This is a genomic window from Alkalihalophilus sp. As8PL (assembly GCF_040939795.1).
Lineage (GTDB): Bacteria > Bacillota > Bacilli > Bacillales > Bacillaceae_D > Alkalihalophilus > Alkalihalophilus lindianensis.
This window is the reverse complement of the sequence record NZ_CP162551.1, coordinates 3,078,064-3,094,816: the sequence shown is the minus strand read 5'-3', so window position 1 is coordinate 3,094,816 and position 16,753 is coordinate 3,078,064. Positions and strand designations below refer to the sequence as shown.

The 16,753-nt window shown below is 39.0% G+C and carries 21 protein-coding genes, 17 tRNA genes and 1 riboswitch; of the genes, 6 read left to right on the top strand and 32 right to left on the bottom strand.

The window, feature by feature from the left end:
• Positions 1-11 precede the first annotated feature (11 nt).
• The 3 genes from gcvPB to gcvT are packed head-to-tail and all read right to left on the bottom strand — an operon-like array spanning position 12 to position 3,931.
• Positions 12-1,472: an aminomethyl-transferring glycine dehydrogenase subunit GcvPB gene (gene gcvPB, locus AB3N04_RS17110; RefSeq protein ID WP_368503839.1), complete on the bottom strand. Its 1,461-nt coding sequence runs from the start codon at positions 1,470-1,472 to the stop codon at positions 12-14.
• The gene (gene gcvPA / locus AB3N04_RS17105; RefSeq protein ID WP_368503838.1) at positions 1,469-2,812 is read right to left on the bottom strand and encodes an aminomethyl-transferring glycine dehydrogenase subunit GcvPA; all 1,344 of its coding nucleotides are present in this window, start codon (positions 2,810-2,812) and stop codon (positions 1,469-1,471) included. Before gcvPA ends, gcvPB begins: the two co-directional genes overlap by 4 nt.
• A 15-nt stretch (positions 2,813-2,827) precedes the next feature.
• Positions 2,828-3,931 (bottom strand): glycine cleavage system aminomethyltransferase GcvT, encoded by a 1,104-nt coding sequence (gcvT, locus tag AB3N04_RS17100; protein ID WP_368503837.1) that lies wholly within the window; start codon positions 3,929-3,931, stop codon positions 2,828-2,830.
• 190 nt (positions 3,932-4,121) lie between these two features.
• Positions 4,122-4,218, bottom strand: a riboswitch (glycine riboswitch).
• Positions 4,219-4,429: 211 nt separating this feature from the next.
• On the opposite strand from gcvT, the gene AB3N04_RS17095 reads away from it, so the two are divergent.
• Both AB3N04_RS17095 and AB3N04_RS17090 read left to right on the top strand, forming a co-directional pair.
• On the top strand, positions 4,430-6,112 hold the full coding sequence (locus tag AB3N04_RS17095) for a DEAD/DEAH box helicase (RefSeq protein WP_368503836.1): 1,683 nt from the start codon (positions 4,430-4,432) through the stop codon (positions 6,110-6,112).
• Positions 6,090-6,887 carry a YqhG family protein gene (locus tag AB3N04_RS17090; RefSeq protein ID WP_368503835.1) on the top strand — a complete coding sequence of 266 codons (798 nt, stop codon included), beginning with the start codon at positions 6,090-6,092 and terminating at the stop codon, positions 6,885-6,887. The genes AB3N04_RS17095 and AB3N04_RS17090 overlap by 23 nt, the downstream gene beginning before the upstream one ends.
• Before the next feature lie 42 nt (positions 6,888-6,929).
• On the opposite strand, the gene AB3N04_RS17085 is transcribed toward AB3N04_RS17090, so the two are convergent.
• Positions 6,930-7,109 (bottom strand): DUF2759 domain-containing protein, encoded by a 180-nt coding sequence (locus AB3N04_RS17085; RefSeq protein WP_047973196.1) that lies wholly within the window; start codon positions 7,107-7,109, stop codon positions 6,930-6,932.
• A 335-nt stretch (positions 7,110-7,444) separates the two neighbouring features.
• Between AB3N04_RS17085 and AB3N04_RS17080 the strand changes: the two genes are divergently transcribed.
• The gene (locus AB3N04_RS17080) at positions 7,445-8,080 is read left to right on the top strand and encodes an MBL fold metallo-hydrolase (protein WP_368503834.1); all 636 of its coding nucleotides are present in this window, start codon (positions 7,445-7,447) and stop codon (positions 8,078-8,080) included.
• 65 nt (positions 8,081-8,145) lie between these two features.
• Here AB3N04_RS17080 and AB3N04_RS17075 read toward each other — a convergent pair whose 3' ends face one another.
• The 8 genes from AB3N04_RS17075 to comGC form a co-directional block, all read right to left on the bottom strand.
• Positions 8,146-8,391 carry a DUF2626 domain-containing protein gene (locus tag AB3N04_RS17075; RefSeq protein WP_047973198.1) on the bottom strand — a complete coding sequence of 82 codons (246 nt, stop codon included), beginning with the start codon at positions 8,389-8,391 and terminating at the stop codon, positions 8,146-8,148.
• Between the two features lie 209 nt (positions 8,392-8,600).
• On the bottom strand, positions 8,601-8,789 hold the full coding sequence (locus AB3N04_RS17070) for a YqzE family protein (protein WP_368503833.1): 189 nt from the start codon (positions 8,787-8,789) through the stop codon (positions 8,601-8,603).
• A 47-nt stretch (positions 8,790-8,836) separates the two neighbouring features.
• Positions 8,837-9,337, bottom strand: a complete 501-nt coding sequence (locus AB3N04_RS17065) for a shikimate kinase (protein WP_368503832.1) — start codon at positions 9,335-9,337, stop codon at positions 8,837-8,839.
• Positions 9,330-9,719 (bottom strand): competence type IV pilus minor pilin ComGG, encoded by a 390-nt coding sequence (gene comGG / locus AB3N04_RS17060; protein ID WP_368503831.1) that lies wholly within the window; start codon positions 9,717-9,719, stop codon positions 9,330-9,332. Before comGG ends, AB3N04_RS17065 begins: the two co-directional genes overlap by 8 nt.
• Positions 9,709-10,161, bottom strand: a complete 453-nt coding sequence (locus AB3N04_RS17055) for a ComGF family competence protein (RefSeq protein ID WP_368503830.1) — start codon at positions 10,159-10,161, stop codon at positions 9,709-9,711. The genes comGG and AB3N04_RS17055 overlap by 11 nt, the downstream gene beginning before the upstream one ends.
• Positions 10,148-10,471: a type II secretion system protein gene (locus AB3N04_RS17050; RefSeq protein WP_368503829.1), complete on the bottom strand. Its 324-nt coding sequence runs from the start codon at positions 10,469-10,471 to the stop codon at positions 10,148-10,150. The genes AB3N04_RS17055 and AB3N04_RS17050 overlap by 14 nt, the downstream gene beginning before the upstream one ends.
• A complete protein-coding gene (gene comGD, locus AB3N04_RS17045; RefSeq protein WP_368506082.1) occupies positions 10,452-10,919 on the bottom strand; it encodes a competence type IV pilus minor pilin ComGD in 468 nt (155 codons plus the stop codon). The genes AB3N04_RS17050 and comGD overlap by 20 nt, the downstream gene beginning before the upstream one ends.
• Positions 10,897-11,202: a competence type IV pilus major pilin ComGC gene (gene comGC / locus AB3N04_RS17040; RefSeq protein ID WP_368503828.1), complete on the bottom strand. Its 306-nt coding sequence runs from the start codon at positions 11,200-11,202 to the stop codon at positions 10,897-10,899. The genes comGD and comGC overlap by 23 nt, the downstream gene beginning before the upstream one ends.
• Positions 11,203-11,365: 163 nt before the next feature.
• Between comGC and yidD the strand changes: the two genes are divergently transcribed.
• Positions 11,366-11,602, top strand: a complete 237-nt coding sequence (gene yidD / locus AB3N04_RS17035) for a membrane protein insertion efficiency factor YidD (RefSeq protein ID WP_368503827.1) — start codon at positions 11,366-11,368, stop codon at positions 11,600-11,602.
• A gap of 109 nt (positions 11,603-11,711) precedes the next feature.
• Here yidD and AB3N04_RS17030 read toward each other — a convergent pair.
• The 18 genes from AB3N04_RS17030 to comGA all read right to left on the bottom strand — a co-directional run bounded on the left by AB3N04_RS17030 (position 11,712) and on the right by comGA (position 15,380).
• A tRNA-Leu gene (locus AB3N04_RS17030) sits at positions 11,712-11,793 on the bottom strand.
• A 13-nt stretch (positions 11,794-11,806) separates the two neighbouring features.
• Positions 11,807-11,882, bottom strand: a tRNA-Lys gene (locus AB3N04_RS17025).
• A 9-nt stretch (positions 11,883-11,891) separates the two neighbouring features.
• Positions 11,892-11,966 (bottom strand) — tRNA-Glu (locus AB3N04_RS17020).
• A gap of 11 nt (positions 11,967-11,977) precedes the next feature.
• Positions 11,978-12,068: transfer RNA gene (locus AB3N04_RS17015), tRNA-Ser, on the bottom strand.
• A 1-nt stretch (position 12,069) separates the two neighbouring features.
• A tRNA-Asn gene (locus tag AB3N04_RS17010) sits at positions 12,070-12,144 on the bottom strand.
• A gap of 1 nt (position 12,145) precedes the next feature.
• Positions 12,146-12,222: transfer RNA gene (locus tag AB3N04_RS17005), tRNA-Ile, on the bottom strand.
• 16 nt (positions 12,223-12,238) lie between these two features.
• Positions 12,239-12,309 (bottom strand) — tRNA-Gly (locus AB3N04_RS17000).
• 21 nt (positions 12,310-12,330) lie between these two features.
• A tRNA-Arg gene (locus AB3N04_RS16995) sits at positions 12,331-12,407 on the bottom strand.
• 9 nt (positions 12,408-12,416) lie between these two features.
• Positions 12,417-12,488, bottom strand: a tRNA-Gly gene (locus tag AB3N04_RS16990).
• 7 nt (positions 12,489-12,495) lie between these two features.
• A tRNA-Gln gene (locus tag AB3N04_RS16985) sits at positions 12,496-12,570 on the bottom strand.
• A gap of 10 nt (positions 12,571-12,580) precedes the next feature.
• Positions 12,581-12,656: transfer RNA gene (locus AB3N04_RS16980), tRNA-His, on the bottom strand.
• A gap of 12 nt (positions 12,657-12,668) precedes the next feature.
• Positions 12,669-12,753, bottom strand: a tRNA-Tyr gene (locus AB3N04_RS16975).
• 16 nt (positions 12,754-12,769) lie between these two features.
• Positions 12,770-12,846, bottom strand: a tRNA-Asp gene (locus AB3N04_RS16970).
• A 4-nt stretch (positions 12,847-12,850) separates the two neighbouring features.
• A tRNA-Met gene (locus AB3N04_RS16965) sits at positions 12,851-12,927 on the bottom strand.
• A gap of 36 nt (positions 12,928-12,963) precedes the next feature.
• A tRNA-Ser gene (locus tag AB3N04_RS16960) sits at positions 12,964-13,056 on the bottom strand.
• 10 nt (positions 13,057-13,066) lie between these two features.
• A tRNA-Ala gene (locus tag AB3N04_RS16955) sits at positions 13,067-13,142 on the bottom strand.
• A 157-nt stretch (positions 13,143-13,299) separates the two neighbouring features.
• On the bottom strand, positions 13,300-14,274 hold the full coding sequence (gene comGB / locus AB3N04_RS16950) for a competence type IV pilus assembly protein ComGB (RefSeq protein WP_368503826.1): 975 nt from the start codon (positions 14,272-14,274) through the stop codon (positions 13,300-13,302).
• A gap of 65 nt (positions 14,275-14,339) precedes the next feature.
• On the bottom strand, positions 14,340-15,380 hold the full coding sequence (gene comGA / locus AB3N04_RS16945; RefSeq protein ID WP_368503825.1) for a competence type IV pilus ATPase ComGA: 1,041 nt from the start codon (positions 15,378-15,380) through the stop codon (positions 14,340-14,342).
• 106 nt (positions 15,381-15,486) lie between these two features.
• On the opposite strand from comGA, the gene AB3N04_RS16940 reads away from it, so the two are divergent.
• Together AB3N04_RS16940 and mscL are read left to right on the top strand one after the other, a co-directional pair.
• Positions 15,487-15,558 (top strand) — tRNA-Gln (locus AB3N04_RS16940).
• A gap of 108 nt (positions 15,559-15,666) precedes the next feature.
• A complete protein-coding gene (mscL, locus tag AB3N04_RS16935) occupies positions 15,667-16,179 on the top strand; it encodes a large conductance mechanosensitive channel protein MscL (RefSeq protein WP_368503824.1) in 513 nt (170 codons plus the stop codon).
• Here the strand turns inward: mscL and AB3N04_RS16930 are convergent.
• Both AB3N04_RS16930 and AB3N04_RS16925 read right to left on the bottom strand, forming a co-directional pair.
• The gene (locus AB3N04_RS16930; protein ID WP_368503823.1) at positions 16,171-16,476 is read right to left on the bottom strand and encodes an HNH endonuclease; all 306 of its coding nucleotides are present in this window, start codon (positions 16,474-16,476) and stop codon (positions 16,171-16,173) included. The genes mscL and AB3N04_RS16930 overlap by 9 nt on opposite strands.
• 54 nt (positions 16,477-16,530) lie before the next feature.
• Entirely contained in the window at positions 16,531-16,713 is a 183-nt protein-coding gene (locus AB3N04_RS16925; protein ID WP_368503822.1) for a hypothetical protein, read from the bottom strand.
• Positions 16,714-16,753: the final 40 nt, after the last annotated feature.

The window sequence follows — 16,753 nt, the reverse complement described above, 5'->3', positions numbered from 1 at the left end:
AGCCTCTTTCTTTACGCTTTTTGGTAACGCAAAATGGGTTTTCTTGCTGCTGTTGTTTCATCTAAACGGCTAATAACCGTATGATGCGGTGCTTCTTGAACAACTTCAGGTGTCTCCTCTGCTTCTTTAGCAATTTGAATCATCGCATCAATAAATTCGTCTAGCGTTTCCTTTGATTCTGTTTCTGTTGGTTCAATCATCATACATTCCTCAACATTTAATGGGAAATAGATTGTTGGCGGGTGGTAACCGAAATCTAGTAACCGTTTTGCCATATCTAGTGTACGAACCCCTAATTTCTTCTGTCTTCGTCCAGAAATAACGAATTCATGTTTACAGTGCTGTGGATAAGGCAAATCAAAATGCGGCTCTAAACGACGCATCATATAGTTTGCATTTAATACAGCATACTCTGAAACTTGACGTAACCCTAAAGGCCCCATCGTTCGAATATACGTATAAGCACGTACATTAATTCCATAGTTTCCGTAATAAGGCTTTACCCTCCCGATAGAGTGTGGACGTTCATAATCAAAGCGGAAACCTTCGTCAGCCTTAATAAGGACTGGTTTAGGTAAAAATGGAATTAAGTCTTTCTTCACTCCGACTGGACCAGATCCTGGACCGCCACCACCATGTGGCCCTGTAAATGTTTTATGGAGATTTAAATGAACAACATCAAATCCCATATCGCCCGGTCTTGCAATACCTAAGATCGCATTTGAATTTGCTCCATCATAATAAAGCTTTCCTCCAGCTTCATGAATAATAGAGGCCATCTCTTCAATATAGGACTCAAATAAACCTAACGTGTTAGGGTTTGTTAACATTAGGGCCGCTGTATCAGGACCTACAACTTCTCTCAAGTGATCTAAATCAACAAGACCTTCTTCATTCGTACGTACAGTAATGGAGTCAAATCCAGCTACCGTAGCTGATGCAGGGTTTGTTCCATGAGCAGAGTCAGGCACAATCACCTTCGTGCGTTGTGTACCTCCATTTGCTTCATGGAAAGCACGAATCATCATAAGGCCAGTCCATTCCCCATGCGCTCCTGCTGCTGGTTGTAACGTAACCTCGTCCATACCTGTGATAGCTGCAAGGGATGTTTGTAAATCATATAGCAATTCAAGTGAGCCTTGAACTTGTTCTTCTGGTTGATAAGGGTGAACATATGCAAGTCCCTCGTACCGTGCTACATTTTCATTAATTTTAGGATTGTATTTCATCGTACAAGAACCGAGTGGATAAAAACCTGAGTCCACGCCATGGTTACGTTTAGAAAGAGCTGTGTAATGACGCATAATTTGCAACTCGGACACTTCCGGTAACTCAGCTTCTTCCTTCCGGATATATTCATCAGGTAATAAATCCTCTAAAGGTTCCACAGGAATATCAAGATCTGGTAGACTATGGCCAATTCTACCTTCCTTACTTAGTTCAAAAATGAGTGGCTGGTCTTGGTTGTTCATACTAATGCCCCCAATTCTTTTGCAAATTGATCGATTTCTTCTTTTGTACGGACTTCAGTTACTGCAATCAACATTTGGCCTTTACGCTCTGGATATTCAATACCTAGGTCATATCCACCGATAAAGCCTTTATCTAGTAACACTTTATTTACTTCTTCGACTGTTTTAGGAAGCTTTATAACAAACTCATTAAAAGATGGTGCTCCCTCTAAAACTTCGACACCATTTTCCTTTAATTGCTTTTTGGCATATGCTGCTTTTTGGAGATTTTGATAAGCAACTTCTTTCATACCAGCCTTTCCTAGAGATGTCATAGCGACAGAAGCTGCTAATGCATTCAGTGCTTGGTTAGAGCAGATGTTAGACGTAGCTTTTTCACGACGAATATGTTGCTCACGCGCTTGCAAGGTTAATACAAATCCACGTTGACCATTTTCATCCGTTGTTTGACCTACAAGACGCCCCGGTACTTTTCTCATTAATTTTTTGGTAGTGGCAAAATAACCACAATGAGGTCCGCCATATTGTGGAGCGATTCCAAATGGTTGCGCATCCCCAATCACTATATCTGCCCCGTAATCGCCTGGTGATTTTAACAAACCTAGAGAAAGTGGATTACTTGAAACAACAAACATGGACTTATTCGAGTGCGTAATTTCTTCAATTGCATCTAGCGGCTCTAAGTTCCCAAAGAAATTAGGGTACTGAACAATTACACAAGCTGTATCCTCATTATAAGCCTGTTTTAGCCCATCTACATCTGTCACACCGTTCACCACATCAAGCTCAATGACATTTAAACGCTGGCCGTACGCATTTGTTTTCAATACTTCTCTTGCTTCTGGATGTACAGCCTTAGAAACAAGAATGGTTTTTTTCTTTGTCTGACCCGCACTCATCATCGCTGCTTCTGCTAATGCCGTCGGTCCATCATACATGGATGAATTAGCAAGATCCATCCCAGTTAGTTCGCTAATCATCGTCTGAAATTCAAAGATTGCCTGTAGTTCACCTTGAGAGATCTCAGGTTGATAAGGAGTGTAGGCTGTATAAAATTCCGAACGAGAAATCACATGATCAACAATCGAAGGAATATAATGCTCGTATACTCCTGCCCCTAGAAAAGAAGGCTTTTGCTTAAGAGAAATATTTTTAGAGGCTAATCCTTGAAAATAACGCACAAGTTCAGGTTCTTTTAATGCTTTGGGAATATCAAGTTCACCTTTGAATCTGATCCCCTCAGGAATATCTGAAAATAGTTCTTCGATACTGCTTGCTCCGATTACTTCTAGCATTTCTTTTTGATCCTGCTCAGTCATTGGTAAATAGCGGTTTGTCATATTGCCATATCCTCCTTATGCTTTCGGACGCTTATAAAATGGTGTTTGAGTAACTTCAGCTTTCAATCTCTTTTTACGCACTTGAATGTAAACCTCTGTACCAACCTCAGTAAATTTCTTATCAATAATGGCTAGTCCGACATTTTTCTTTAACGTAGGTGATTGGGTGCCAGTCGTGACAAATCCAACACGCTCTTCATTTACGAACACTTCATATCCGGTACGTGGAATACCCTTATCGATCATTTCTACCCCTACAAGCTTACGTTTTAATCCTTCTTCTTTTTGTTTTTTCAACGCCTCTTTACCAATAAAGTTCTCATCTTTTGTTAATTTGACTGCAAATCCAATTCCGGCTTCAAGTGGCGATATCTCACTTGTTAACTCTTGCCCATATAAAGGTAGTTTAGCTTCAAAACGCAACGTATCACGAGAACCAAGTCCACAAGGTACTAATCCTGCCTCTGCACCTGCCTCTAGAATCTCTTTCCAAAGCGTTACTGCATCAGTAGATGAACAATAGATCTCAAAGCCATCTTCACCTGTATAACCTGTTCTAGAAACCAGTGAACTCACTCCAGCGACATTCACTTCATCTTGAAAACGGAAAAAGCGAATCTCGTTTAGATTTGTTTTTGTAAGCGATTGGAGAATCTCCTCTGCCTTCGGGCCTTGAATAGCCAACTGTGCCATATCATCAGATACATTTGTAACCTCTACCCCATCTATGAGATGTTGCTTCAACCAATCAACATCTTTGTCAATATTAGAAGCATTAATGACCAACAAGTAGTCATGTTCTGATTTACGATAAATTAATAGATCATCGACTGTTCCACCATTTTCATAACACATAGCCGTGTATTGAGCTTGATTATCAACAAGCTTACTAACATCGTTTGTCATCATCTTTTGAAGATAAATTAGTGCATTTTCACCTTTCACTTCAACTTCTCCCATATGAGATACATCAAATAAACCTGCTTGGGTACGCACAGCTTCATGCTCTTCCTTAATGCTAGAAAATTGTACCGGAAGATCCCAACCACCAAAATCAATTGTTCTTGCTCCAGCCTCAGCATATTGCTCAAATAACGGGGTACGTTTTAATGTCGTCATCCTTTTCCTCCTTCATTTCAAAAACCAACACTATTCTGAAATCTCTAACGTAAAAAGTGATTATAAATAAACAAAAAAAGACAGAGTTATACAATGAATGTATAACCCTGTCCTTTAACCAGAAAGTTTCGTTCTAAATAGAACTGTCTTCGTAGGTGGCTCTATTTTTATAGAGCACTCTCCAGAGCTGCGTCCCGTAAGAGTCTTCTTTGCCTGAGAGATTCGCAACTTTTGCTTGCTCCTTCGGCGCTGCGCAACCATCGCACAGTCTCTCCCCCTACTTTCATCCGCTGATCGTTTTACTTTTATTAGAACAGTTTTTCATGTTTTATCTTTAATTGGTACATACTAGAAAAGAAAGTCATAAATCTAATTTATCCATACATTATCTTAATATAACTTACAGAATTCGACGAATTGTCTGTTTTCTTCTACTCATATCCTACCAAGACGATTCAAAAGGCGCAATAGTTTCTTTTAGGAAAGGATGTATAACACATGAAAATCGACATTCAATTTGACAATGATTGGCAAGAACAATTTTTTGAACGCCTAGATCAAGATGGTCCCTTTGCTAGTTGGGAATTAGCGCGTTTAGCTTATGAAGCTGAGCAACATCAAACGATTCCAGCTTTCCAAGGACTCATAGCCCCTAACCATCTCCCACAATTAAGTCCATTCCCTCATCAAATAGAAGTTGCTAATACAGTAATTGAACAGATGAATGGAAAAGCGATTCTTGCTGATGAAGTTGGACTTGGGAAGACAATTGAAGCGGGTCTAATTTTAAAAGAATATATGATTCGTGGGCTTGTGAAAAAAGCTTTAATCCTTGTGCCTGCCTCTCTTGTTTCTCAATGGGCAATCGAGCTTAACACAAAGTTTTTTATTCCAGCCACCCCTCAACGGAAAACGTATGTGTGGGATCAGTGTGATGTCGTTGTAGCCTCAATTGATACGGCTAAAAGGCAACCCCATCGAGATATTGTGATGAGCCAATCCTATGACCTTATTATTATTGATGAAGCGCATAAGCTCAAAAATCCAAAAACAAAAAACTATGAATTTATTCGCAACCTTAAGAAGAAGTTTTGTTTATTGTTAACGGCAACTCCCGTACAAAATAAACTAGAAGAAATCTTTAACCTTGTCTCTCTGTTAAAACCGGGTCATCTTGGTGATGTTTCCAGTTTTGAAAAAGAGTTTAGATCGAAAAAGCGCTCACCGAAAAACGATGAAAAACTTCGAGAACTGGTCAGTAAAGTAATGGTCCGTAATAGAAGAGAAGAAACAGGTATTCAGTGGACTAAACGAGTAGTAGAAACGATTCCTATCACATTTAGTCAAAAGGAACGTGAATTCTACGATGCTTTGCAAACTCTTAAAGGGGACTCTAGCCACTTTTCTTTGATTACACTCCAAAGAGAAATTTGTAGTAGTCGTGAAGCTGCTTTTATGACATTAAAAAATATGATAGAGAAAGCTCACAAAGAAGACCGGACCATCCCACAAGCTGAAAAACTGCTTAACATGATCGGTGAAATTGATGGACATGCAAAAGCGGAAAAAGCATTAGAGCTGGTAAAATCCATTAATGATAAAGTCATCATTTTCACGGAATATCGGGCAACCCAACTTTATCTACAATGGTACTTAAAACAAAATGGTATATCTTCAGTCCCATTTAGAGGCGGATTTAAACGAGGAAAAAAAGATTGGATGAGACAATTGTTTGAATCTCATGCACAGGTATTAATTGCTACAGAAGCAGGTGGAGAAGGCATTAACCTACAGTTTTGTAGTCATATTATAAACTTTGATTTACCGTGGAATCCAATGAGAATCGAACAACGTATAGGCCGTATCCATCGACTTGGACAAAAAAATGATGTTCACATTTATAATTTTGCTGTAGAAGACACCGTCGAACAACATATCCTAAAATTACTTTATGAGAAAATCCATTTGTTTGAAGCGGTTATCGGTGAACTCGATGAAATCTTAACGAGGATTGATCTTCCTTCAATTGAAGAACATGTAAAAGATATTATCGTCCACTCAGACTCTGATGGAGAAGTAAAAATAAAATTAGATCACCTTGCCGCTATTATGAACGAAGCATCAAGCGAGAAAGAAAATGATGGAGGTGATGAGCTCGATGCAACAGCAACAAATTCATAATTTTCTAGAACGTTATTTTATTGCAAATGATAGCTCAGTCCTTGAAAATTCACCCACCCACTTAACCATTCAGCTCTCGATTGAGCTTGATAAATTATTAATGAATCGACCCTTTTATTGGCATTATTTAGAAAAGACTGGCGGTACACCTAACCCAATGCAAGTTACCTTTATTACTGACAAAGCAAATGCTCCTGAGGATCTAAGGGGAGAACCGATTCATTTTGGATCTCCTCGCCTTCATCAATTATTTGCTTCAACTAGAACGTTAGGCGGTTTTATTAGGCTGTATGAACAAGTTCCTATTCAAGGACATACTTCGACACCCCTTCAACCATGGTTATGTCTAAATACAAAAGTATCGTTTCAATGTGATCGAAAGAAAGACGTCATTCTATCTCTTGGTCTTAATTTAATTCATGGTCAAATCGTGCCAGGATTTTATGATTCAATTCAAGGAAAACAATTAAAATCAACAATTCCAGATTATTGTTTTACTTTATCACCACTCATCACACCTAAAAGCGGGATTATTCGCTTACAGAAAATGGTGCAAACGTATGCTGAAAATGAAGATTCAACTTGGGCTGAGGATGCAATGAACAGGTGGGGAGCAGACCTTGCCTTACTCGAGAAATTTTATGAAGAATATGATGAAAAACCTGAGAGTTATGAGTTAGAAAAACAGGCCCTCACCGAACAATATGAACCTAAAATTATCGTTGAGATCATTAATGGTGGAATTTTTTATTTACAACAACAAGTCTTCCACTAAGCAAAAAAACTCCCTCATCGGATTGATAAGGGAGTTTTTTCATTAAGCTGTTGCGCCGCCACCAGTGACGATTGAGATAATAGTCATGACTGAGAACCAGCCAAATACAGCAAGTGATAATGCAGCAAAGCCTACTGCAAAGAAGTTCTTTCTACGCATTTCACGCACAATTCCTAGTGCAGAAAGAATCGCTACTAATAGAAAAGTAATTGCTAAAAACATATGGTCTCACCCCTCCTTATGTATGTAACTCAGTACCCAGTTTGTACATCTTATTATAAACAAAACCTTGTCCTCAAACAAGAGGATATTAGGCTTAACACCTTACAATAGCGATAAAGCACCGGACAAAAACCATCTCATTGAGTAAAGCTTACTTTAGAAGCTTCACCCTCTTACCTTCAGTATACTCAAAAAGCAAGGAAATTTACAGATAAAATAAATGGTACCTGTGAACGTTTTAAGTCGATAACAAGATGAGCATACCTTTGAAACATCTTATAGAAGATAGTAAGATAAAGGTGATAGTATGAGAAAAGGAAGACGGAGGAGATAAAATGAACTGGACACAAATCCCATTAGGGCCGTTGCAAACAAACGCCTACGTACTAATGAATGAGAAAAAAGAAGCTGTTATTTTTGATCCAGGTGGTAATGGACCTGAGTTTATTAATTGGCTAAAAGATCAATCCATTAATCCGTTAGCGATTTTATTAACCCATGCTCATTTTGATCATATCGGTGCAGTAGACGAGGTACGAGATGCATTCAATTGCCCTGTATACATCCATCAAGAAGAAGAGCATTGGTTAACAGACCCAAATAAAAATGGTTCATCACGTTTTTTAGGTGATGCTGCAATTTCAGCTCAACCTGCTGACCATCTTTTAACTTCTGAAGACCTCCTACATATCGGCGAGTTTACATTCGAAGTTTTTCACACACCTGGCCACTCCCCAGGTAGTGTCTCCTATTATCTTGCTTCAGAAGGTATCGTGTTCTCAGGAGACGCTCTTTTCAAACAAAGTATAGGAAGAACTGATTTACCCGGAGGAAACCACGAACAGTTACTAAAAAGTATCCATTCAAAATTATTAGAGTTACCCGAAGATACCACCGTCGCATCAGGACACGGTCCTACAACAACAATAGGAGAAGAAATGGATGGAAATCCTTTCTTATCCGGCTTTTAAGCAAACAAAAAACGTTGTTCCAATACGGAGCAACGTTCTTTTTTTGTGTATATGTACCGAAGATCCTAGTGACCTCCAAGGCTTGGTACTAACAAGAAAGTTGAATAGTACGTAAAACCAACGAAGAAAATCGTTAAGTACGCCCCAAAAATGTAAATATACACACGTTCTGATAAGTTTAAATAGCTTAGTGCTAGCAATGCACCTGTTTGGGCAAAGAATAGCAAAGCCATGTTAAGCATATCACCAACAAAGAACAAGACTGAGAAGATACCTGTCCAGAAAGCTAAAACACGATACATGCGCTCCATTTGCTTACTCCCTCCTTCTTTTGCAATCACTATCCGTCAATTGGAAGTCATAATGCTGGTTATCTAATTATAGAGTACAAACTTATTATATACGAGATAAACTTTGATTGTAAATGCTTGATCAGTGGCAAATGTGTGTCACGTGGATTTAAATCGACATTTACTAACATATTTATTAAGATTCACTTTACTTACATGATAATTTTCGCCTATTTTTTTGATGCTCTTTTTTTAAAAAGCAGGCTGATAGCAAGTGGTACAATTCCAAAAGTACGATAAGCAAATGGAGGACGTTCTGCTTTCTTTGCAGCTCTCTCTTTTTTTCTAACTTCTTTTGGTTGATCAAGCCTTAGAACAAATTGTTGTGTTAAAAACTTTATATAGTCATTTAATGACACGATCATCACCTCAACGATTATTCGTTTTAGTATGACCATATTTCAAGCTATCTAAGCATAAGTGATTTTAATTCTTCAACCAAACTTAGAATCGATTTACCTGTTGTGTCGATCTGAATATCAGCCTCTCTATAAAAGGGAAGCCGTTCCTTAAACATTGCTGAAATCTGTTCTTTGTTTTTTTGTTTTAATAATGGTCTAGAGTGATCCATCGAAGTACGTCGAATCACTTCTTCTAAATCACAATCAAGAAAGATGACTTTACCTGATTGCTTCATGATTTGTCGATTCTCTTCACGTACTACGATTCCTCCCCCAGTCGTAATAATAGCTCTTTTATTCAAAAGATTGCGAAGTGCCTCTGTTTCAAGGGATCTAAAATAGCCCTCCCCTTTTTCTTCAAAAATAGTTGAAATAGACGTCCTGTAGGTCTGCTCAATCCATTGGTCCGTATCAATTACTTGATAGCCAATCGCCTTCCCTAGGACTTGGCCTACAGTCGTTTTTCCAGAACCCATAAAGCCTGTAAGATAAATTTTCTCATTCACGCCTTGATACCCCCCAATATTCCTTTACCACATGATGATTAGGATCATAATAAATTTGCGCATTTCGAGTACGAAAAGGCTCATTAAGAGTCGCTCGCATCGCTACATGCCATTCACTTTCGTTTTTAGTCACTACTACAAGTGTAACGACCCCACCATCATATGAAAAGGAAAATGTTGAAGAGTTTCCGTTAGAACTTACCTCCTCTAAAAAACCCACTATACTCATTTGCAAGTATGAATCTAATTGGATTATATGATTTTGTTCTGCAATAAACCTCTTTTCTTGTAGATAGATATTTGTATGAGTTAGAAAACCAAACAGTAAAAGGGTGCACAATATTAAAACGATGGGATACACAAATCCTTGTTCATTCTTCATCCCTAACCCCTTGGTTAACCCCATACATAGGCATCATCACACGACTCGCTTCCTGACCATCAATTAGCTTCACATCGCATCTTAGGCGGGGTAAATCCTTTACGCATTGAAAGTATTCAACCCGAAAAAGCATAGGAACATAGCCTGTATTCTTTGCAAACCGCCGAACTTGCATGTCTTCTACATGTCGATAACTAATATCACGGCCATCGCCTTTTATAAGGATTAATTCTTTGTCCAAAACGTGCATGTCAACGGATTCTAGCAGATCATCATTTAACTGGTTCATAAATATCATTAATTCAAATTGTCCATGAGTATCAAAATTTTTTGAAGAACCGATCAGCTTAGTCATAAGAGGAAAAAGACTTATTATGATTACAAGGAGGCTAATAACAATTAAGCTTTCAAGTAATGTAAAGCCCATTTCATCTTTTAGCATGCAGACACCTCTTGTAATCCCGTTTATTTTCACCAACAAAAGATAAACAAACGAGGTAAACATTCGTGGCAGGATCTGTGAATTCTTCTTTTTTAACCCACGAATCTAATTCAATCGGCGGTTGATCCGCTAAATAGAGTTGAATTAATTCTTGAAGATGATGAAGGACTTTCTCCTCTTGTTTAAGAGTTAACCTTTCATTATATACAACCAAAAATGCAGGCAGGATCGCCATTGAGCACATTGCTAATAGAAGGAAGGATATCATCACTTCTACTAGCGTGAACCCTTTAGAATTTCCGATAATCAACTCTCCCCTTTCCTAATAGAATGGTAAACCGGTACGTATCCCCGTCCACTTCTAATAACATCGTTCCAGAATACATCGGGTTTCCATTATACAAAAATCTAATATTAGTAAGTGGAAGGCTACTGGAGTGAAAAATCATTGTTTCATCCATAAAAGGTCGTCGTAAAAGAATATTGTTGGAAGTATCTCGAATAATGTATTCTTTCCCTGTTTGGTTTATTGACACTTCGATTGTGCGTCCATGTGCCATCGCTAAGTGTTGGGCTAGAAGTAAGTCTTCTTTAAATTGTTTAGCTACTTCTTCTGTTTTATAACTGTTCCAGGAGTTGGGAAGAAAAATGATGGGTAGTAATAAGAGGATTGATAAGATTAAAAGAGTGACAAGTAATTCAGTCAACGTATGACCAGATTGTGAGGAATGCCTATTAATCGAAAACAACTTTACCATTTTCAAGCTTTAGTTGTTCTCCATTAGGACATGTTGTCGTCTCAGTATAGCCCTCATCTGCAAGAGCTTGGAGTGTAGATGGTTTTGCATTTTCTTCAATTTCATAAGCATGCACTTGTGTTTGAAGAAGTTTTATAGTGGCTTCACACCCCTTTGAGCCCGCAACGTCATTATTTTTTGTCATATTAGGAATAGCAATTAATAAGAGGATCGAAATAATCATTAAAACAACCAACATTTCAACAAGTGTAAATCCTTTTTGATTAAATAAATACTTTTTCAATTGGCATCACCTCGGGGATAGGATATCTTGCGGGGAACTAAATGAAGAACATAGAGGAATCTTAAAGCTCCTTCCCTCCTTTCTTTTGTCATTGTTTGCTATAATTAGACATCAAGCAAACAAATTCCTTCTTCATCTCAAAAAAAAAGCGAGGTTTTTTCAGTTGCAAAATATATTGTTGTTTTTCATCCGTATCTATCAAAAATTCATTTCACCGATAAAGCCTCCAACATGTCGCTTCTATCCTACATGTTCTCATTACGGCATTGAAGCAATTCAACGGTTTGGCGCACTTAAAGGGGGCTACTTGACGATAAAACGATTAAGTAAGTGTCATCCTTTTCATCCAGGTGGAATTGATTATGTACCAGAAAAAGAAAAAGAAACGTCAAAAAGCTAGCTAAACACAATTAGTGTATAGCTAGCTTCCTATAGGTGGAACCCTATTTTATAAAACGTTAAAAGTAACAAAAAAACTTGTACTCATAATAAGTACAAGTTTTTAAAAGTGCGGGTGAAGGGAGTCGAACCCCCACATCATAAGATACTAGATCCTAAGTCTAGCGCGTCTGCCAATTCCGCCACACCCGCATATTAAAATATATGGTGAGCCATGAAGGACTCGAACCTTCGACCCTCTGATTAAAAGTCAGATGCTCTACCAACTGAGCTAATGGCTCTAACTAAAATGGTGACCCGTACGGGATTCGAACCCGTGTTACCGCCGTGAAAGGGCGGTGTCTTAACCGCTTGACCAACGGGCCATACTTAAAAGTGGCGGAGAAGGAGGGATTTGAACCCTCGCGCCGCTCACGCGACCTACACCCTTAGCAGGGGCGCCCCTTCAGCCACTTGGGTACTTCTCCATGGCTCCACAGGTAGGACTCGAACCTACGACCGATCGGTTAACAGCCGATTGCTCTACCACTGAGCTACTGTGGAATGGTGGGCCTGAGTGGACTCGAACCACCGACCTCACGCTTATCAGGCGTGCGCTCTAACCAGCTGAGCTACAGGCCCATGAAAAAAAATAAAAAGCGGGTGATGAGAATCGAACTCACATCATCAGCTTGGAAGGCTGAGGTTTTACCACTAAACTACACCCGCATGTTGCTTTTAAATTTCAAATGGTGCGCCCTGAGAGATTCGAACTCCCGACCTTTTGATTCGTAGTCAAACACTCTATCCAGCTGAGCTAAGGGCGCTAGAGACTAAGCGGAAGACGAGATTCGAACTCGCGACCCCCACCTTGGCAAGGTGGTGTTCTACCACTGAACTACTTCCGCAAAGAAATGGCTGGGCTAGCAGGATTCGAACCTACGCATGACGGAATCAAAATCCGTTGCCTTACCGCTTGGCGATAGCCCAAAAATAAAAATGGGGCGACTGATGGGAATTGAACCCACGAATGCCGGAATCACAATCCGGTGCGTTAACCACTTCGCCACAATCGCCATAATCATAAATGGTGGAGGGGGACGGATTCGAACCGCCGAACCCGGAGGGAGCGGATTTACAGTCCGCCGCGTTTAGCCACTTCGCTACCCCTCCACTATAATTTTTAAAATGGCGGTCCGGACGGGACTCGAACCCGCGACCTCCTGCGTGACAGGCAGGCATTCTAACCAACTGAACTACCGGACCATTTTGGTTGCGGGGGAAGGATTTGAACCTCCGACCTTCGGGTTATGAGCCCGACGAGCTACCGAACTGCTCCACCCCGCGACGTTAAATACATATAGAATAAAATATAAATAAATATGGCGGAGGAAGAGGGATTCGAACCCCCGCGCGGTTTAACCCGCCTGTCGGTTTTCAAGACCGATCCCTTCAGCCGGACTTGGGTATTCCTCCGCTATATAATTGGTGGAGCCTAGCGGGATCGAACCGCTGACCTCCTGCGTGCAAGGCAGGCGCTCTCCCAGCTGAGCTAAGGCCCCCCTATGTAAAAGGCTATATCTTAAGGCTTGTCTGTATGGTGAGTTTTGTTCACCAGCGACGATTAATAATGTACCATGAAACAACATACAAACACAAGCCTTTTTTACAAAAAAATTATTTTCATTAAAAAGGCTTGTGTCCTACCTTCTCTGATCCTTATTGCAATGTCCCGATCATTTGAAACATCGGCAGCATAATCGCTAAAAATAAAATAAAAATAAAAGCTCCTAACACAATAAAAATAACTGGTTGCAAGAAATCCATTATCTTATTTAACTTTTCTTCTAATTCACTATAAATAATTCCGCTAAAATTATCGAGGTCGCCTCCTAAATGCCCCGTCCGTTCTCCGTTTTCCACCACAAACGAAAATTCTCTTAAAAAATAATCTCTTTCTCTAACTATTTCATAAAAAGGCCTACCAAGTTGAAGTTCTACTTTTATTGAAATCACTTCTTGTTGAAAAAAAGGTAAATGAGGTTGTTGCTCGAAAATATTCAATGCGTCTTGAAGAGAGGTACTGGATCGAAGTAAACGTCCGACTTGAAGAGAAAAAAAATAGGTACAAAGCTGTTTAACCCAAGCAGACAACCAAGGAACCTTCAATAAGGATTCCACACGCCTTTTAGGTGACCACTTATGCTTAAAAAGAAGAAAATAACTTAATCCACTCAGTGTAAATAAAAGAAGGGTAAAGCCAAGATATGGCATCAATACTAAAAATTTCAGTACCACCACTGTAAGTAATGGGGGCTCTCCTTGCATTGACAAAAAAAGTGAATTAAAGTGAGGAATTACAAATTGATGTAGTACCAAAAGGACCACTAAACAAATCCAAATAAGCAAAATAGGATAACGCATTAGTTTAAATAATTGTTGTGTTGTTTGAAGACGCTTTTCTAATAAAGTACCTGCATGAATAAAGCCATCACTTACATCACCGTGGAATTGATAAAAATAAAGAAAGGAAACGATGTCTTTAGGGATCGGTAAAAGAGAAAAAGCTTTATGAATTTCTTGACCACTTCTTAAAGCTAGTTTCACTTCACTGAGCCTTTCTATTATAACGATCGGCTGGTGAATAAGCATAAATGAAAGAGCATCTTCCATCGAATATCCCTGTTTAAGCAATACTCCTAGTAAACGAAAACATTTTGCATAAGACATTTGGTTTGAATGTTTTTTGAATAGCCTTATCACCCCTTCCACCCTCTTTCTAGCTCTTCTCGATCAATGAAGCCTAGAGCCCATGCCTTCCTAGCTTGGTGAGATAAAGTGTTAAGCTTTCGAGTATGACCTGATTCAATCATTTGATGAATGTGCAATCGATTATCAAATGTGTATAAGGCTGCTCTCTTATTAATTCGAATATCTCTAAAATAGACACCTTCATCTCCTTCAGAGCTTTTGACATTTACTAAATATTGCATAACAACCGATTGTAACGCTTCCTTTATGTCATGCGCTGAAACACCAAATTCATGTAACCTTAAGAGTGCAGAATAATTATTGTTCGCATGAATAGTAGCAAAAACAAGATGTCCAGTGAGTGCTGCACGCACAGCCAACTTTGCACTAGCTGCATCACGTATTTCTCCAATCATCAGAACGTCCGGATCATGTCTCAAAGCGGCCCTCAAGCCTACTTCAAATGATATTCCAGCTTTTTCATTGGTTTCAATTTGAATGAGTGAATGTAAGGACCTCTCTACAGGGTCTTCAATGGTAATAATTTTCTTATGATGCTTCAATAAAATATCATCTAATAAAGCATAAAGGGTCGTTGTTTTACCAGATCCAGTTGGACCAGCAATTAAACACAATCCATAAGGCAAGGCAGTAATATTGTTCAATGTGGAACGATTTGAGTAGAGAACAGGAAGGGTGGATAATGGTTGAGCAGAGCTTTGAGGGAGAATTCGGATAGCTAGACTTTCTTTAGATCGTGTGGGCAGAGTCGATAATCGTAAATTATATAATTGCTGTTTCACTTCGATGGTCATAGAATTACTTTGAGGCAAGCGCCTCTCCCCTATGTCCATGCCACATGTGTATTTTAAGTGGCCCATTAATCGATCACCTAGGATGAGGGGTATTTGTTTAAAATCATGTATCTTGCCATTTATTCGCAATTGGATGAGCCAACCCTGATCAATTGGAACTAGATGGATATCGGAAGCAAAAAATCCCACGGCTTCATTAATGAGCCCTGCACTTATTTTTTCAACTTCATACAAACACATCACTCCTTTCGTTCACTTGTTATTCGACATATTTTAAAAAAATCCTTTATGATTTTTGTATAGGAAATTGCAATCAGGGTAATCTATAAGTACCGAGCGATGGGCTATAGCCAAGTGGTAAGGCAACGGACTTTGACTCCGTTATGCGCTGGTTCGAATCCAGCTAGCCCAGTATACCGAAGGAGGACTTGAATCTTATCATTCATGTCCTCTTTTTTATTCATGTCGTCATTTTTTTTGCATAGGCTATAGAAACTCCTATGTTAGCTGGGTGATGTATATGAAGATCCTACAAGAATTCAAAGAGTTTGCAGTTCGTGGAAATGTAATTGATATGAGTGTAGGCGTTATTATCGGCACAACCTTCGCTAAAATTGTAGAATCACTAGTGCATGATGTGATCATGCCGCCATTTAGCGTGTTATTCGGACAAGTTGATTTTTCTAATCTATACCTTAATTTATCAAATCGGCGCTTTGACACCTTTTCAGAAGCTGAAGCTGCTGGGGTGCCTATGCTTAATTATGGTTCCTTCCTCAATCACATCGTTCATTTTATGATTGTTGCTTTTATCCTTTTTTTATTTGTAAGACAAATGAATAAAATGAGAAGGCCTGATGAAGATCCATTGATTGATATGAAAACAAAGCTTTGCTCCTTTTGCTTTAAATCAATTGCTTATAAGGCAACCAGATGTCCGCACTGCACCTCTGAATTAGAAGATAGACGACTGAAGTCTTTAAAGCCAGCTCCTCTTAAAACAACGATAAAAAGGCGGTCGAAATCACTTTGATTTCCATCGCCTTTCCTTAGACTTTTTAATACGAATTAAAGTAGTAGAAGGTTGTTTCTTAATCCATCTTATAAATTTCTTTAATTGCTCGTCATCCTTTAAACGATCAATGGTCGTCAATCGGATGGCTATTTCTGTATTCGTGTACAAGGCATGAATTTGTTTATGACAGGGGATGCATAGCTGAGCTTTCTCTAATTGAGCCCCACCTTCTTCCCTCGGTATCAGATGGTGAATCGTTAATTTAACATTTACCCTCTCGCAAAGTTCACATCTCCCAACACGCTGTTTCTTCATCGAAATAGCTCCTTCACCTTTATTTCATATGGGATCTCTACCCTCTCTTAACCTCTATAAACTTCCGTCCTCTTTCATTTGTTTATATTGGATGTAGGTAATGAAAAGGAAATTTATCCCTATTAACGAAGCGATGAATGGACCGAACAAAAATTCCTGTCCTATTATCCAACCGTAACCAAACAAAGAAATGGATAGCAATGTTACAACAATTCCTGCAGATAAAAAAGTAATCATTCTAATTCCTCCTTGCATGTGATGATGTCTTTTTTTAAAT

Excerpts from the sequence above, each read along its gene's own strand:
- AB3N04_RS17085 (WP_047973196.1), bottom strand. The coding sequence starts at position 7,109 with ATGTTTTTAGCAATTACTTTTCTATTAGTAGCGATTCTTTCTGCACTA.
- comGD (WP_368506082.1), bottom strand. The coding sequence starts at position 10,919 with ATGGTAAAGTTGTTTTCGATTAATAGGCATTCCTCACAATCTGGTCAT.
- gcvPB (WP_368503839.1), bottom strand. The coding sequence starts at position 1,472 with ATGAACAACCAAGACCAGCCACTCATTTTTGAACTAAGTAAGGAAGGT.
- comGG (WP_368503831.1), bottom strand. The coding sequence starts at position 9,719 with ATGAAGAATGAACAAGGATTTGTGTATCCCATCGTTTTAATATTGTGC.
- AB3N04_RS17090 (WP_368503835.1), top strand. The coding sequence starts at position 6,090 with ATGCAACAGCAACAAATTCATAATTTTCTAGAACGTTATTTTATTGCA.
- AB3N04_RS16930 (WP_368503823.1), bottom strand. The coding sequence starts at position 16,476 with ATGAAGAAACAGCGTGTTGGGAGATGTGAACTTTGCGAGAGGGTAAAT.
- AB3N04_RS17095 (WP_368503836.1), top strand. The coding sequence starts at position 4,430 with ATGAAAATCGACATTCAATTTGACAATGATTGGCAAGAACAATTTTTT.
- AB3N04_RS16925 (WP_368503822.1), bottom strand. The coding sequence starts at position 16,713 with ATGATTACTTTTTTATCTGCAGGAATTGTTGTAACATTGCTATCCATT.
- AB3N04_RS17055 (WP_368503830.1), bottom strand. The coding sequence starts at position 10,161 with ATGCTAAAAGATGAAATGGGCTTTACATTACTTGAAAGCTTAATTGTT.
- AB3N04_RS17080 (WP_368503834.1), top strand. The coding sequence starts at position 7,445 with ATGAACTGGACACAAATCCCATTAGGGCCGTTGCAAACAAACGCCTAC.
- gcvT (WP_368503837.1), bottom strand. The coding sequence starts at position 3,931 with ATGACGACATTAAAACGTACCCCGTTATTTGAGCAATATGCTGAGGCT.
- gcvPA (WP_368503838.1), bottom strand. The coding sequence starts at position 2,812 with ATGACAAACCGCTATTTACCAATGACTGAGCAGGATCAAAAAGAAATG.
- AB3N04_RS17075 (WP_047973198.1), bottom strand. The coding sequence starts at position 8,391 with ATGGAGCGCATGTATCGTGTTTTAGCTTTCTGGACAGGTATCTTCTCA.
- mscL (WP_368503824.1), top strand. The coding sequence starts at position 15,667 with ATGAAGATCCTACAAGAATTCAAAGAGTTTGCAGTTCGTGGAAATGTA.